This is a genomic window from Pantoea alhagi (assembly GCF_002101395.1).
GTDB classification, from domain to species: Bacteria; Pseudomonadota; Gammaproteobacteria; order Enterobacterales; family Enterobacteriaceae; genus Mixta; species Mixta alhagi.
In genome coordinates this window covers 3848344-3862420 of record NZ_CP019706.1, presented here as the reverse complement: position 1 = coordinate 3862420, position 14077 = coordinate 3848344, and the positions used below count along the sequence as shown (strand labels likewise).

General features: G+C 54.2%; 12 protein-coding genes, 1 pseudogene and 1 other annotated feature. Of the genes and pseudogenes, 9 read left to right on the top strand and 4 right to left on the bottom strand.

Annotated elements, in window-relative coordinates; all coding sequences use genetic code 11:
* Window positions 1–25: 25 nt before the first annotated feature.
* From B1H58_RS18220 to fdhF, 4 genes are read right to left on the bottom strand one after another with little or no spacing between them, the layout of a single operon-like run.
* Window positions 26–979 carry a cytochrome d ubiquinol oxidase subunit II gene (locus B1H58_RS18220; RefSeq protein ID WP_085071853.1) on the bottom strand — a complete coding sequence of 318 codons (954 nt, stop codon included), beginning with the start codon at window positions 977–979 and terminating at the stop codon, window positions 26–28.
* On the bottom strand, window positions 976–2355 hold the full coding sequence (locus B1H58_RS18215; RefSeq protein WP_085071852.1) for a cytochrome ubiquinol oxidase subunit I: 1380 nt from the start codon (window positions 2353–2355) through the stop codon (window positions 976–978). Before B1H58_RS18215 ends, B1H58_RS18220 begins: the two co-directional genes overlap by 4 nt.
* Window positions 2348–2836 carry a hypothetical protein gene (locus B1H58_RS18210; protein WP_085071851.1) on the bottom strand — a complete coding sequence of 163 codons (489 nt, stop codon included), beginning with the start codon at window positions 2834–2836 and terminating at the stop codon, window positions 2348–2350. Before B1H58_RS18210 ends, B1H58_RS18215 begins: the two co-directional genes overlap by 8 nt.
* A complete protein-coding gene (fdhF, locus tag B1H58_RS18205) occupies window positions 2836–5808 on the bottom strand; it encodes a formate dehydrogenase subunit alpha (RefSeq protein WP_085071850.1) in 2973 nt (990 codons plus the stop codon). The genes B1H58_RS18210 and fdhF overlap by 1 nt, the downstream gene beginning before the upstream one ends.
* A gap of 220 nt (window positions 5809–6028) precedes the next feature.
* Between fdhF and B1H58_RS18200 the strand changes: the two genes are divergently transcribed.
* The 9 genes and pseudogenes from B1H58_RS18200 (at window position 6029) to ihfA (ending at window position 13914) form a co-directional block, all read left to right on the top strand.
* Window positions 6029–6325, top strand: coding sequence for a hypothetical protein (locus B1H58_RS18200; RefSeq protein WP_085071849.1), 297 nt, complete (start codon window positions 6029–6031; stop codon window positions 6323–6325).
* Window positions 6326–6748: 423 nt separating this feature from the next.
* On the top strand, window positions 6749–8677 hold the full coding sequence (gene thrS / locus B1H58_RS18195; protein ID WP_085071848.1) for a threonine--tRNA ligase: 1929 nt from the start codon (window positions 6749–6751) through the stop codon (window positions 8675–8677).
* Window positions 8678–8680: 3 nt separating this feature from the next.
* Window positions 8681–9223: a translation initiation factor IF-3 gene (gene infC / locus B1H58_RS18190; protein ID WP_038626364.1), complete on the top strand. Its 543-nt coding sequence runs from the start codon at window positions 8681–8683 to the stop codon at window positions 9221–9223.
* Window positions 9224–9319: 96 nt separating this feature from the next.
* The gene (rpmI, locus tag B1H58_RS18185) at window positions 9320–9517 is read left to right on the top strand and encodes a 50S ribosomal protein L35 (RefSeq protein ID WP_038626362.1); all 198 of its coding nucleotides are present in this window, start codon (window positions 9320–9322) and stop codon (window positions 9515–9517) included.
* Between the two features lie 40 nt (window positions 9518–9557).
* Window positions 9558–9914: a 50S ribosomal protein L20 gene (gene rplT / locus B1H58_RS18180; RefSeq protein ID WP_038626360.1), complete on the top strand. Its 357-nt coding sequence runs from the start codon at window positions 9558–9560 to the stop codon at window positions 9912–9914.
* A gap of 113 nt (window positions 9915–10027) precedes the next feature.
* Window positions 10028–10152: a sequence feature (Phe leader region), on the top strand.
* Window positions 10037–10078, top strand: a pseudogene (gene pheM / locus B1H58_RS21330) (pheST operon leader peptide PheM). It overlaps the preceding feature by 42 nt.
* 72 nt (window positions 10153–10224) lie before the next feature.
* Window positions 10225–11208: a phenylalanine--tRNA ligase subunit alpha gene (gene pheS, locus B1H58_RS18175; protein ID WP_085071847.1), complete on the top strand. Its 984-nt coding sequence runs from the start codon at window positions 10225–10227 to the stop codon at window positions 11206–11208.
* Between the two features lie 14 nt (window positions 11209–11222).
* Window positions 11223–13610 carry a phenylalanine--tRNA ligase subunit beta gene (gene pheT, locus B1H58_RS18170; protein WP_085071846.1) on the top strand — a complete coding sequence of 796 codons (2388 nt, stop codon included), beginning with the start codon at window positions 11223–11225 and terminating at the stop codon, window positions 13608–13610.
* 4 nt (window positions 13611–13614) lie between these two features.
* Entirely contained in the window at window positions 13615–13914 is a 300-nt protein-coding gene (gene ihfA / locus B1H58_RS18165) for an integration host factor subunit alpha (protein WP_038626354.1), read from the top strand.
* Window positions 13915–14077: the final 163 nt, after the last annotated feature.

Sequence of the window (14077 nt, the reverse complement as noted above, 5' to 3'; positions counted from 1 at the left end):
CTGCTTTGCGCACCGCAGTGCCAGACTAACGCACCCTGGCGCGAAACACCCAGAATGCCCAGCTGTTATAGGCCAGCGTTAGCGGCAGGACGATCCCATAGCCGCTTAATAAGAAGAGTTGCGTAGCGGGAGCGGCGGCGGCCTGCTGGATGGTGAGCTTACCGGGCAGCAGCCACGGCCAGAGGCCGACAATCAGTAACGCCCAGCACAGCGTAATTAACGTCAATACCAGCGCCAGCGATATCACTGGCCGTTCCCGGTAGAGTGCCAGCAGCAGCGCAACCAACGTCAGCGCCATCAGCAGCAAGATAATTTTACCCGGCAACCGTTGCCACGCCTGTAACAGCGCGCTGCTCTCCAGCAGATTAATCGCGACCATCAGCGCCAGGCTGAGGACTAAAAACAGCCAGGCCAGCTGGTGGGCCAGCTCCGGCTCTGCACCGGCGATGCGCCAATGTATCCAGCAGCAGCCGCAGAGCAGATAAGCGGCAATCAGACCGAGACCGCACAGAACGGGATATAACGTCAGCCAGCTGAACGGCCCTGCCTGGGTCTGCCCGGCAATCACTACGCCTGCCAGCGTGCCCTGAATAAAACTGGCGATCAGCGAGCTGATTATATGGGCAATATCAAGATAGCGGTGCCAGCGGCGATTAACGTGGCCGCGATACTCCAGCGCCACCGCCCGCCCAACCAGCGCCAGTAGCATAATAAATAGCGGCAGATAAATGGCACTGAAAAGCGTGCTGTAAAGCAGCGGAAACAGCGCCAGCATGCCGCCCGCCAGCAGCACCAGCCAGGTTTCGTTGGCGTCCCAGATGGGCAGGATGCTCATCGACAGCTTGCGGCGCGATTCGTCGTCGCGAAAGAAAAGCAACAGCATTCCCACGCCGAGGTCGGTGCCGTCCAGCAGCAAATACATCAACAGGGAAACTGCGAGCGTGGCGGCGGAAATATCATCCAGCGTCAGCGGGATCATCGCTCTCCTCCGTGGTCAGGGCGCATCTCCTGCGCCGGGCCTGGCTCATCCGTCTGCGGCGCCTTACGGGCGTAACGCAGCAAATAGCGCAGGCCGATAGTGAATACCAGACCGTAGACCAACAAAATAGCGCAGCCGGAGGCGATCGCCAGATGCGATGAGATGGGTGAAACGCTGTCTGCGGTGCGCACCAGACCGTAAACGGTCCACGGCTGCCGCCCCATCTCAGTCACTATCCAACCTGAGAGCATGGCGATAAAGCCCGCCGGCCCCATTAAAACCAGCAGCTTCAACAACCGGCGAGAGCGCCACAGATGGCCGCGTAACCGTTGGACCAGCGCGGTCAGGCTTACTGTCAGCATCAGGATCCCCAGGCCGACCATCAGGCGGAAGGCGAAAAAAACCGGCGCGACCGGCGGGATATCCTCCGACGGGAACTCATGCAGACTTTTAATCTGACCGCTCAGGTTGTGGCGCAGATAAAGCGATCCTATCAGCGGGATCGCTACCTCCCAGTGATTGCGCTGCTGCTGTTGGTCGGGCAGGGCAAACAGCCGCAGCGGCTCACCTTTGCCCGGCGGTGGACGCTGCCAGTCGCCTTCCATCGCCGCCATCTTTGCAGGCTGATGCTGCAAGGTATTTTCACCGTGCAGATCGCCGACCACCGCCTGGGTGACGGTCAGGAATGGCAGCAGCCACAGGCTGATGGTTAGCATCAGGCGCGCCCGCTGGTTATCGCTGTGATGTAGCAACTGCCAGGCACCGGTGCCCGCCACCATAAATGCGGTGCCGATCAGCATCGCCAGCAGCATATGGGCGGCACGCCAGGGGAAAGAGGGGCTAAAGATAATCGCCAGCCAGTTTTGCGGCTGAAAGCGCTGTTGCTCATCAAGGAAAAAGCCGGTGGGGGTCTGCATCCATGAATTGGCCGCCAGGATCCAGAAAACGCTGATTAAGGCGCCAACGGCTACCAGCACCGTCACCATAAAATGCAGGCGTGGACCGATGCGCTCCATGCCAAACATCATCACGCCCACCATGCCCGCTTCCAGAAAGAAGGCCACCAGTACTTCATAAAACATCAGCGGGCCGATCAGGCCGCCAACGCGCTCGATAAAGGGTGCCCAGTTGGTGCCGAACTGAAACTCCATCACAACGCCGGAAACCACGCCGACCGCCACGTTCAGGGCAAAAATCTTCAACCAGAAATTATAGAGATCCAACCAGCGCTGCTGCCTGCGCCACAGCCATGCGCCCTCCAGCGCCACCAGCCACAGCGACAGGCCAAAGCTGAATCCGGCAAGGATAATATGCAGGCCGATGGTCACCGCAAACTGGGCGCGGGAGAGCAGCAGCGTCAATTCCGCATCAGGCATGGCTGTCTTTGCCGGTAAAGGCGCTGATGGGCTTGTCCGGGGCAGGCTGTTCCATGGCGGTAGCGAACGCTTTTAAGCCGGCGACCAGCGGCATCACCGCGTGCCATAAGCTCTCATCGTGCAGCAGTTTCCAGGTGCCGCTCACGCCGGGTGCTACCTCATGGCGCTGTTGGGTCTCGGCGTGTATATTCACCGCGTTTAAGGCGGATTTCACCGCGTAAACCGTTTTATGAAACTGCCCAGGCGGAATATCAGACAGCGCCATCAGCAACACCGAAAGATTCTGCATCGCGTTCTGCGAACCGGGTTTGTTTAAGCCCTCCACCAGAATTTTGGCAATCTGCGTATTGGCTGAAACCATATCATTGGCCAGGCGCAGGAAACCATGATGGTGCAGGCTGTGCAATAGCTCATGCAAGGCATCGTGGGCATCAGGTTCGGTTTTGGGGGGCGGGACATCATAATTTATCGGCTCAGCCATTAAAATTTCTCCGGATGTTGGGTGTGTTCAGGGGGAAGGGTGTAACCCTCCTGTTGCCATTTGATTTCGATCGGCAGGCGGGTTTGCGGCGTGCGACTGCCGTAGCGGAAGTTTTGAGGCGGCAACGGCTCGGCCAGCGGTGGGTGCGCCAGCTTAACCATTTTTACCGCAATCTCTTTATAGGCCGGGGTATTCACGTCGGGATCGTGATGTTCGCCGGTCAGGCCATTAACGCCCGGCTTGCCATGGTGGATCGGCATAAACAATACGTTGCCCGCCACGCGATCGCTGACGATGACCGGTACCTCTATCGTGCCACGGCGCGATGCGATGCTCACCCAGTCGCCTTGCTGGAGTTGGCGCGCCTCGGCCAGTTGCGGACTGACCTCCACAAAGCCGTTCGGCGAAAGCGAAAACATACGGTCACCGCGTCCGGTCTGATTGGTGGACTGAAAATGCTCCAGCATCCTGCCATTGTTTAACCACAGGTCGTATTCCTCGTCCGGAGCTTCCTGGGGCGGTTGACAGCTAATGGGCCAGAGCACCGCTTTGCCGTCGGGGAACTTAAAACCGTCGGTATAGAGCAGTGGCGTGTCGCTACCGTCCGGCTTCACCGGCCATAGCTGCGATTGCCAGCCGCTGAGATGTTGATAATCAACCCCGGCAAAGATTTCAGCGATTTGCGCGGCTTCCGCCATGATTTCGCCCGGGTGGGTATAGTGCCAGGCGTGACCGAGGCGCGCAGCAATATCGGTGAGAATACGCCAGTCGGGTAGACTGTCGCCCAGCGGCGGCATCACTTCGTAAAAACGCTGTATACGGCGTTCGGTGTTAACGTAGGTACCCTCTTTTTCCACGCTCGGGCAGCCCGGTAGCACGACATCGGCAAAGGCGGCGGTGCGGCTCATAAAAATATCCTGCACCACCATAAATTCCAGATTACTGAACGCCTCATGCACTTTTGTGGAGTCAGCGTCAGAGAATGCGGTCTCCTCGCCAATGATATACATCGCTTTCAGGGAACCTTCATGCGCATGCTGGATCATCATATAGTTATCCGATCCCACCCGATCGGAGAGCGCTTCTGGCGCAACGCCCCACGCCTGCGCCCACTTTTTCCGTACCGCTGCGTCGGTGACGTTTTCATAGCCGGGGTAGATGTTGCTCAGGCAGCCGAAGTCGCTGGCACCCTGTACGTTATTGTGGCCGCGCATTGGATAGCCGCCGGTGCCCGGGCGACCGTAATTGCCGGTGACCAGCAGTAAATTAGAGAGGGCGGTGCTGCTGTCCGCGCCGTGGCTGTGCTGGGTAATGCCCATTGCCCACAGGATACAGACCCGCTCAGCCTGGCCAATCATCTCCGCTGCGTTAGTCATCTGCTCAACGCTCAGCCCGGTCTGCTCGCTGACGGCGCTCAGGGTATAATCCGCCAGCGAGGCGCGGTACTCCTCCACCTGATTGACCTTCTCCGCCAGGAAAGCGTCATCCGCATAGCCATGTTCGAACATATAACGGGACATGGCGGAGGCCCACAGGCTGTCGCTGCCGGGGTTGATGCGCAGGTACAGATCGGCACGCTCGGCCATTTCATGTTTGCGCGGATCCACCACCAGCAGTTTTTGTCCGTGATGTTTTTGCGCGGCCTTGATGCGCGAGGCGATAACCGGATGGTTTTCCGCCAGATTGCTGCCAACAATCACAATTAAATCCGCTTTTTGCAGATCCTCTATCGTGCCTGCGTCGCCGCCATAACCCACGGTGCGGAACAGCCCTTCGGTCGCCGGGTTCTGGCAGTAACGCGAAGAGTTATCGACATTGTTTGTACCAAAAATCAGGCGGGCAATTTTCTGTGTCAGGTAAGCTTCTTCATTACTGCCTTTGCTGGAACCGATAAAACCGATACTGTCGCCGCCGTGTTGCGTGGCGATGGTTTTGAGCCGTTGCGCGACGAGATCCAGCGCCTCATCCCAGCTGGCCGGACGAAAGCGCCCGTTTTCACGGATCAGCGGCGTGGTCAGTCGTTGCGGGCTGTTCACGAAATCCCAGCCGAACTTGCCTTTCAGGCAGGTTGAAATGCCATTTACCGGAGCATCCGCCACCGGCTGAACTTTCAGGATATGGCGATTGCGCGTCCACATTTCGAAACTGCAGCCCACGCCGCAATAGGTGCAGACGGTTTTGGTTTTTTTGATCTCTTTCTGCCGCATCGCCATATCTATCAGCGAAACACCGGTAACAGGCTGCGCGCCAATCGTGTTTTCCAGCGACTTCACTAACTCAATCATTGGACGTTTGAGATCTTCCGGCATCGCGGTAAAAGGCCCGGCGTCAGGCTGCATGGTTTTTTCCAGCAGCGCGTTACAGGGGCAAACGGTCACGCAGTGGCCGCAGCTGACGCAGCTGGATCCGGCAATTTCGGTGCCGCCATCCCACAGTACACGCGGATGTTCCGCGCTGTAGTCAATAGAGAGCGTTTCATTGACCTCAACGTTTTGACACGCCTCTACACAGCGTCCACACAGAATGCACTGATCGGGATCGTAGGTGTAGAAAGGGTTACTTTCATCTTTGAGATAAGGTTTACGCTGCCAGGGATAGTACTGAATAGGGATACGCATATCGGCGACGGTATTATGCAGCGTGCAGTCGCCGGTATTGTGCTCGCAAACAGTACAATAGAGTTCGTGGCGCGCCAGTAGTCGATCCATGCCTTCTTCCTGCGCGGCTTTCGCCCGAGGCTGATGGCTGGAAATCTCCATGCCATCCCGGGTGCGCAACGTACAGCCGCGCACCAGCTCACCCTGATATTCAACCCAACAGACATCGCACGATTGCAGCGGAGGCAGGGCGGGGTGATAGCAGACGTGCGGCAAGATCTTTTCCTGGGCTTGTAAAAAATCAATCAGAGGCTGGTCAGCTTCGCCGCTCAGGTTTTCGCCGTTGTAAATAATGGTGCAGGTGTTCTGGCTCATCAGGCGCTCTCATAAGGCAATGCATCATGACCACTTCCTGTGTGCTTTCCCTGTTTTCGTAAAGTTATGTCATTGAAGGTAGACCCTGACGCTATTCCCGGCAAAAGGGCAGTAATAAAAAACCTGGTTTCAAATGATAAAAATTATTTCAGGCAGTGGCGCGCCTGCGGTTGCTGCCTACGCTTTAAAGTAAGGCTGGCTAAAGCGGGAGGGCCTTATCATGAGTGAAGTTATGTCATTACTGTCCGGGGGCTGGAGTTGGATACTGGGAGGACTGGCGCTTATTGCCGGGCTTGCCGGCTCTTACTTTGGTGGAAAAAAAATTGGCAAGACCCAAGAGAAGGCTCGTGGGGATGTGGCGGCGGCACAGTTGCAAACCCAACAGGCTGAGGCGATTGCAAAAAAACAGGCGGATAATATTAAGGTGGCTAAGCATGTGGAAACGTCTAACGCTACTGTCAGTGACGCTGCTGCTCGTGACAAGCTGCGCCGGTCGAAATACAACGTCGATGATTGACCGCGCCAGCGTCGATTCATCCTGTACGCTATTTCAGCCTATCTATACGCATGGCAATGATGCCGAGGTGATGGACGTTCGCACGATACGCGCGATCAATACGCATAATGAGCTGTGGGACAGGCTCTGCAGCGAAAAAAAGCAGTAAGGAGAACCTTTTCCTGAATGCGCTAACGGCCCGCTGATGCGGGCCGTTTCTTTTGTAGGTCACGGCAAACACCTGTTTAACATCATCCCTTTAGCGTGTAAGATGTCCGCTCTTCAACTCTTACCCGGTCGGGCACTTTTGCATCTTGTCCCAGACTGCGTACCAAATTAACAACTGTGGGTTAGTTTTGGCCGGTAATCCGTTGAAAATTAACTTCTAACCAATGTTTGCATGTAATCTTTCGTGTGGGTTACCACTGCAATTAAGGATATGAAATGCCTGTAATTACCCTTCCTGACGGCAGTCAGCGCAGCTTTGACCATCCTGTTAGCGTGATGGATATTGCGCAAGATATCGGTCCAGGGCTGGCAAAAGCCTGTATCGCCGGTCGCGTTAATGGCGACCTGGTGGATGCGGTTGATCCGATCGCCGAAGATGTCAGCGTTGCCATTATCACCGCTAAAGATGAGGCGGGCCTGGAAATTATCCGCCACTCCTGCGCGCATTTGCTGGGCCACGCCATGAAACAGCTTTGGCCCAACGCGAAAATGGCTATCGGTCCGGTTATTGATAACGGCTTCTATTACGATGTCGACCTCGATCATACTCTGACGCAGGAAGATCTCGATCGGCTGGAAAAGCGCATGCATGAGCTGGCCGAAACGAACTATGACGTCGTTAAGAAAAAAGTCAGCTGGCAGGAAGCGCGTGACGTCTTTGCCGCACGCGGTGAAAATTATAAAACCACCATTCTTGATGAGAATATCAGCCATGACGATCGTCCTGGTCTGTATCACCATGAAGAATATGTCGATATGTGCCGTGGGCCGCATGTGCCTAATATGCGTTTCTGCCATCACTTTAAGCTGCAGAAAATTGCGGGTGCTTACTGGCGTGGCGACAGCAGCAATAAAATGCTGCAGCGTATTTATGGCACCGCATGGGCGGATAAAAAGCAGCTGAACGCTTATCTGCAGCGTCTGGAAGAGGCAGCCAAGCGTGACCATCGTAAGATCGGTAAGCAGCTTGATCTCTATCATATGCAGGAAGAAGCGCCGGGTATGGTATTCTGGCACAACGATGGCTGGACTATCTTCCGTGAGCTTGAAACCTTTGTTCGCAGTAAGCTGAAAGAGTACCAGTACCAGGAAGTTAAAGGTCCGTTTATGATGGACCGCGTCCTGTGGGAAAAAACCGGCCACTGGGAAAACTATAAAGAAGCGATGTTTACCACCGCTTCTGAGAACCGTGAATACTGCATTAAGCCGATGAATTGCCCCGGCCACGTGCAGATTTTCAATCAGGGTCTAAAATCATACCGCGACCTGCCATTACGTATGGCTGAGTTCGGCAGCTGCCACCGTAACGAGCCTTCCGGCGCGTTGCACGGTCTGATGCGTGTGCGCGGCTTTACCCAGGACGATGCCCATATCTTCTGTACGGAAGAGCAGGTGCGTGCTGAGGTTAACAGCTGCATTAAGATGGTGTACGACATGTACAGCACCTTCGGTTTTGAAAAAATCGTGGTGAAGCTGTCTACCCGTCCGGAAAAACGCATCGGCAGTGATGAATTATGGGATCGTGCTGAGACGGATCTGGCTGCGGCGCTGGAAGAGAACGCTATTCCGTTCGAATACCAGCCGGGCGAGGGCGCATTCTACGGTCCTAAAATTGAATTTACCCTGCATGACTGCCTGGATCGTCCATGGCAGTGTGGTACCGTACAGCTCGATTTCTCATTGCCGAGCCGTCTGAGTGCCTCTTATGTAGGTGAAAATAACGAACGACAGGTGCCGGTGATGATTCACCGTGCTATTCTGGGTTCAATGGAACGCTTTATCGGTATTCTCACTGAAGAATACGCCGGTTTTTATCCAACCTGGCTGGCACCGGTACAAGCGGTGGTGATGAATATCACCGACGGGCAGTCTGATTATGTCAACGAATTAACGCGAAAATTACAGAATGCGGGCATTCGTGTAAAAGCAGACTTGAGAAACGAGAAGATTGGCTTTAAAATCCGCGAGCACACATTACGTCGCGTCCCTTATATGTTGGTTTGCGGTGATAAAGAGGTAGAAGCCGGTAAAGTGGCTGTACGTACCCGCCGCGGTAAAGACCTTGGGTCCATGGACGTGGATGTGCTGATCGAGAAGCTGCAGCAAGAAATACGCAGCCGCAATCTTCATCAATTGGAGGAATAAGGTATTAAAGGCGGAAAACGAGTTCAACCGACGCGTCCCAATCGTATTAACGGTGAAATCCGTGCTACCGAGGTGCGTCTGACTGGCGTCGAAGGCGAGCAGCTTGGTATTGTTAGTTTACGCGAAGCTATTGAAAAAGCTGAAGAAGCAGGTGTTGATTTAGTTGAAATCAGCCCTAACGCCGAACCGCCGGTTTGTCGTATAATGGATTACGGCAAGTTCCTCTATGAAAAGAGTAAGTCTTCTAAGGAACAGAAGAAGAAGCAGAAAGTTATCCAGGTAAAGGAAATTAAATTCCGCCCTGGTACCGATGAAGGCGACTATCAGGTCAAACTACGCAACCTGATTCGTTTTCTGGAAGAAGGCGATAAAGCCAAGATCACCCTGCGTTTTCGCGGTCGTGAGATGGCGCACCAACAGATCGGTATGGAAGTGCTTAACCGCGTGAAAGAAGATCTGAGTGAACTGGCAGTAGTTGAATCTTTCCCTTCGAAGATTGAAGGCCGCCAGATGATCATGGTGCTCGCACCCAAGAAGAAACAGTAGGCTTTCAAGTAATAATATCGCGCAGCGTTCGCGTTGTGCGATTTTATTCGCCTGTCTGGTTCATTTTATTAACAATGCGAAGTGGATATTTTATAAATGCCTAAGATTAAAACTGTCCGTGGCGCGGCTAAACGCTTTAAAAAAACCGGTAAAGGTGGCTTTAAGCACAAGCACGCGAACCTGCGTCATATCCTGACCAAAAAATCAACCAAGCGTAAACGTCACCTGCGCCCGAAAGCCATGGTGTCTAAAGGCGATCTGGGTCTGGTTATTGCCTGCCTGCCGTACGCATAAGTTAATTTTTTCAATCAGAATATAGAACAGGAGAGCTCAAATGGCTCGTGTAAAACGTGGTGTAATTGCTCGCGCACGTCACAAAAAAATCTTAAAACAAGCTAAAGGCTACTACGGTGCACGTTCACGTGTTTACCGCGTTGCCTTCCAGGCTGTTATCAAAGCTGGTCAGTATGCTTACCGCGACCGTCGTCAGCGTAAGCGTCAGTTCCGTCAGCTGTGGATTGCGCGTATCAACGCTGCAGCGCGTCAGAACGGTATCTCTTACAGCCGTTTCATCAATGGCCTGAAAAAAGCGTCCATTGAAATTGACCGTAAAATCCTGGCTGACATCGCCGTATTCGACAAAGTGGCTTTCTCTGCACTGGTTGAAAAAGCGAAATCAGCTCTGGCGTAAGTCAGATGAAAGAGGGAGCTTGCTCCCTCTTTTATTTTATGTAACCGCAGCAAAAGATTGACTTTTCCGCCTGCTGGCATTTCAATAGAGCCGTCTAACGCAAGCGACAAGGTAAACCAAGCATGCACGCTATTTTTCGTTTCTTTTTTTACTTTAGCACCTGAATTTTGGGGGCTTGTGCGCGAAAAAAGAAACGAAAAATCGCACTGAAAGCCTCCCTCGTGGAGGCTTTTTTATTTTCCGCGAACTGATATGGACTTCTGGTCCCCACCTGAAACAGCCCGGCCTTAGGCTGGAAGAAGAGGAAACAATGTCCCATCTCGCAGAGCTGGTTGCCAACGCCAGGGCAGCCATTGAACATGCGCAGGATGTTGCGGCGTTAGATAACGTCCGCGTCGAATATCTGGGCAAAAAAGGGCATCTGACCCTGCAGATGACCACCCTGCGCGAACTGCCGGCCGAAGAGCGTCCTGCGGCAGGCGCAGTGATTAACGAAGCCAAACAGCAGGTGCAGGAAGCGCTGAACGTGCGTAAAGACGCGCTGGAATCCGCCGCGCTGAACGCGCGTCTGGCTGCAGAAACCATCGATGTTTCCCTGCCGGGACGTCGGGTAGAAAACGGTGGCCTGCATCCGGTAACCCGTACCATCAATCGCATTGAAGACTTTTTTGGCGAGCTGGGTTTTGCTGTAGTTACCGGACCGGAAATCGAAGATGATTATCATAACTTCGATGCGCTGAATATCCCGGGTCACCATCCGGCCCGCGCCGATCATGACACCTTCTGGTTTGACGCCACGCGCCTGCTGCGTACCCAGACTTCTGGCGTACAGATCCGCACCATGAAAAACCAGCAGCCGCCGATTCGCATTATCGCGCCGGGCCGTGTTTATCGTAACGACTACGACCAAACGCATACGCCGATGTTCCATCAGATGGAAGGCCTGATTGTCGATAAAGATATCAGCTTCACCAATCTGAAGGGCACGCTGCACGATTTCCTGCGTAACTTCTTCGAAGAAGATTTGCAGATCCGCTTCCGTCCTTCCTATTTCCCGTTCACCGAGCCCTCTGCGGAAGTGGATGTCATGGGTAAAAACGGCAAATGGCTGGAAGTGCTGGGCTGCGGCATGGTGCATCCAAACGTGCTGCGCAATGTCGGCATCGATCCGGAAGTCTATTCTGGCTTCGCGTTCGGCATGGGTATGGAACGTCTGACTATGCTGCGTTATGGCGTGACCGATCTGCGCGCTTTCTTCGAAAACGATCTTCGTTTCCTCAAACAGTTTAAATAAGGGCAGGTTATCCAATGAAATTCAGTGAACTCTGGTTACGCGAATGGGTAAATCCGGCTCTTGACAGTGCGGCCCTGGCGGAACAAATCACCATGGCCGGTCTGGAAGTTGACGGCATTGAACCGGTCGCCGGCGCTTTCCATGGTGTCGTGGTTGGCGAAGTGGTCGAATGTGGTCAGCATCCGAACGCCGATAAACTGCGTGTAACCAAGGTCAACGTCGGCGGCGATCGCCTGCTGGATATCGTCTGTGGTGCGCCAAACTGCCGTCAGGGGCTGAAAGTGGCCGTGGCCACCGTCGGAGCCGTGCTGCCGGGCGATTTTAAAATCAAAGCGGCGAAGCTGCGCGGCGAGCCGTCGGAAGGCATGCTCTGTTCTTTCTCTGAGCTGGGCATCAGCGATGACCACAACGGTATTATTGAACTGCCTGCGGATGCGCCGCCTGGCACCGATATCCGTGAATATCTGCAGCTGAACGATAACAGCATCGAAATCAGTATCACGCCGAACCGTGCCGACTGCTTTGGTATTATCGGTATCGCACGTGACGTAGCGGTGCTGAATAGCCTGCCGCTCAACGTGCCGGAAATGGCTGCGGTGCCAGCGACCATTAGCGATACGCTGCCGATTCGCATAGACGCCACCGATGCCTGTCCGCGCTATCTGAGCCGGGTGGTAAAAAATATTAATGTGAAGGCGGTCACGCCGTTGTGGATGAAAGAGAAGCTGCGTCGCTGTGGCATCCGCTCTATCGATCCGGTGGTGGACGTGACCAACTATGTGCTGCTGGAGCTGGGGCAGCCGATGCACGCTTTCGATCTGGATCGCATTGATGGCGGCATCGTGGTGCGCATGGCGCAGCAGGATGAAGCGCTGACGCTGCTTGATGGCAATGAAGTGAAGCTAAACAGCGATACGCTGGTGATTGCTGACCATCATAAACCGCTGGCAATGGGCGGCATCTTCGGCGGCGAGCATTCAGGCGTGAATGAAGAGACCACAAACGTGCTGCTGGAGTGCGCCTGGTTTGCGCCGCTGGCGATTACCGGCCGCGCACGTCGCCACGGTTTGCATACTGATGCCTCCCACCGCTATGAGCGCGGCGTCGATCCGACACTGCAGCAACAGGCAATGGAGCGCGCGACGCGTCTGCTGCTGGATATTTGCGGCGGTGAAGCGGGTCCGGTTGTGGATACCAGTGCGCAGGATAAGCTGCCGGTACGCGCTACCATCACGCTGCGCCGTGAAAAGCTGGATCGACTGATTGGTCATCATATTGCCGATGCGCAGGTTACCGATATCCTGCAGCGTTTGGGCTGTGAAGTCAGCGTAAGCGAAGGCGAATGGCGCGCGGTAGCACCGGGCTGGCGCTTTGATATGGCGATTGAAGAAGATCTGGTTGAAGAAGTCGCGCGTGTTTACGGCTATAACAACATCCCGGACGTGCCGGTTAAAGCCTCGCTGGTGATGACGCAGCATCGTGAAGCGTCGCTGTCGCTAAGGCGCGTAAAAAACCTGCTGGTGGATAAAGGTTACCAGGAAGCCATTACCTACAGCTTTGTCGATCCCAAAGTGCAGGCTCTGCTGCACCCTGGCGAAGAAGCGCTGCTGCTGCCCAGCCCCATCTCCAGTGATATGTCTGCGATGCGCCTCTCATTGTGGACCGGCCTGCTCTCTGCCGTAGTCTATAACCAGAACCGCCAGCAGAGCCGTGTACGCCTGTTTGAAAGCGGATTACGCTTTGTGCCGGATACTCAAGCAGATTTAGGTATCCGCCAGGATGTTATGCTGGCTGGCGTACTGAGCGGTAACCGCTACGAAGAGCATTGGGACCTGGCGCGTCAGACCGTCGACTTCTATGATTTAAAAGGTGATTTGGAATCGGTACTGGAACTGACCGGTAAACTGGATGCCATTGAATTTCGTGCCGAAGCTAATCCGGCCCTGCATCCGGGTCAAAGCGCAGCGATCTATTTACAGGGTGAACGCATCGGATTTATCGGTGTGGTGCATCCGGAGCTGGAACGCAAGCTGGACCTCAATGGCCGCACCTTAGTGTTTGAACTGCTTTGGAATAAGGTTGCAGACCGCGTCCTGCCTGATGCGCGTGAGATTTCGCGCTTCCCGGCAAACCGTCGTGATATCGCCGTTGTGGTGGCTGAAACGGTTCCCGCAGCAGATATCATTGCGGAGTGTAAGAAAGTTGGCGCAAATCAGATAGTTGGCGTAAACTTGTTTGACGTGTACCGTGGTAAGGGCGTAAACGAAGGTTTTAAGAGCCTTGCGATAAGCCTGATTTTGCAAGATACCAGCCGGACACTCGAAGAAGACGAGATTGCCGCAACCGTCGCCAACTGCGTTGCGGCATTAAAAGAGCGATTCCAGGCAACCTTGAGGGATTGAACCTATGGCGCTTACAAAAGCTGATATGTCGGAATACCTGTTTGAAAAGCTGGGGCTGAGTAAACGGGATGCCAAAGAGCTGGTTGAACTGTTTTTTGAAGAGGTAAGAAGAGCTTTGGAAAACGGCGAGCAGGTCAAACTGTCTGGATTTGGCAATTTTGATCTTCGCGATAAAAATCAACGGCCGGGGCGTAACCCGAAAACCGGTGAAGATATTCCTATCACCGCGCGTCGTGTGGTGACGTTTCGTCCTGGACAAAAGCTGAAAAGCCGCGTCGAGAACGCTTCCCCTAAAAACAGCTGATCTGTCAGCACCATAAAGGCCGCCTCGTGCGGCCTTTTTTATGGGTATTTTACAGGCTGGTTCATCAGCACAGCTCTCCCGCTTTTTCCATAAAGTCACCACAATGTAAGGAATACGTAAGGCACGGGAAAATAAGCTGAAAATCGGCTCAGACTGATAGTGA

Bases quoted from the DNA above. Each gene is read 5' to 3' on its own strand.
- B1H58_RS18220 (WP_085071853.1), bottom strand. From the start codon at position 979: ATGATCCCGCTGACGCTGGATGATATTTCCGCCGCCACGCTCGCAGTT.
- ihfA (WP_038626354.1), top strand. From the start codon at position 13,615: ATGGCGCTTACAAAAGCTGATATGTCGGAATACCTGTTTGAAAAGCTG.
- thrS (WP_085071848.1), top strand. From the start codon at position 6,749: ATGCCTGTAATTACCCTTCCTGACGGCAGTCAGCGCAGCTTTGACCAT.
- pheS (WP_085071847.1), top strand. From the start codon at position 10,225: ATGTCCCATCTCGCAGAGCTGGTTGCCAACGCCAGGGCAGCCATTGAA.
- B1H58_RS18210 (WP_085071851.1), bottom strand. From the start codon at position 2,836: ATGGCTGAGCCGATAAATTATGATGTCCCGCCCCCCAAAACCGAACCT.
- rplT (WP_038626360.1), top strand. From the start codon at position 9,558: ATGGCTCGTGTAAAACGTGGTGTAATTGCTCGCGCACGTCACAAAAAA.
- rpmI (WP_038626362.1), top strand. From the start codon at position 9,320: ATGCCTAAGATTAAAACTGTCCGTGGCGCGGCTAAACGCTTTAAAAAA.
- B1H58_RS18200 (WP_085071849.1), top strand. From the start codon at position 6,029: ATGAGTGAAGTTATGTCATTACTGTCCGGGGGCTGGAGTTGGATACTG.
- fdhF (WP_085071850.1), bottom strand. From the start codon at position 5,808: ATGAGCCAGAACACCTGCACCATTATTTACAACGGCGAAAACCTGAGC.
- B1H58_RS18215 (WP_085071852.1), bottom strand. From the start codon at position 2,355: ATGCCTGATGCGGAATTGACGCTGCTGCTCTCCCGCGCCCAGTTTGCG.
- pheT (WP_085071846.1), top strand. From the start codon at position 11,223: ATGAAATTCAGTGAACTCTGGTTACGCGAATGGGTAAATCCGGCTCTT.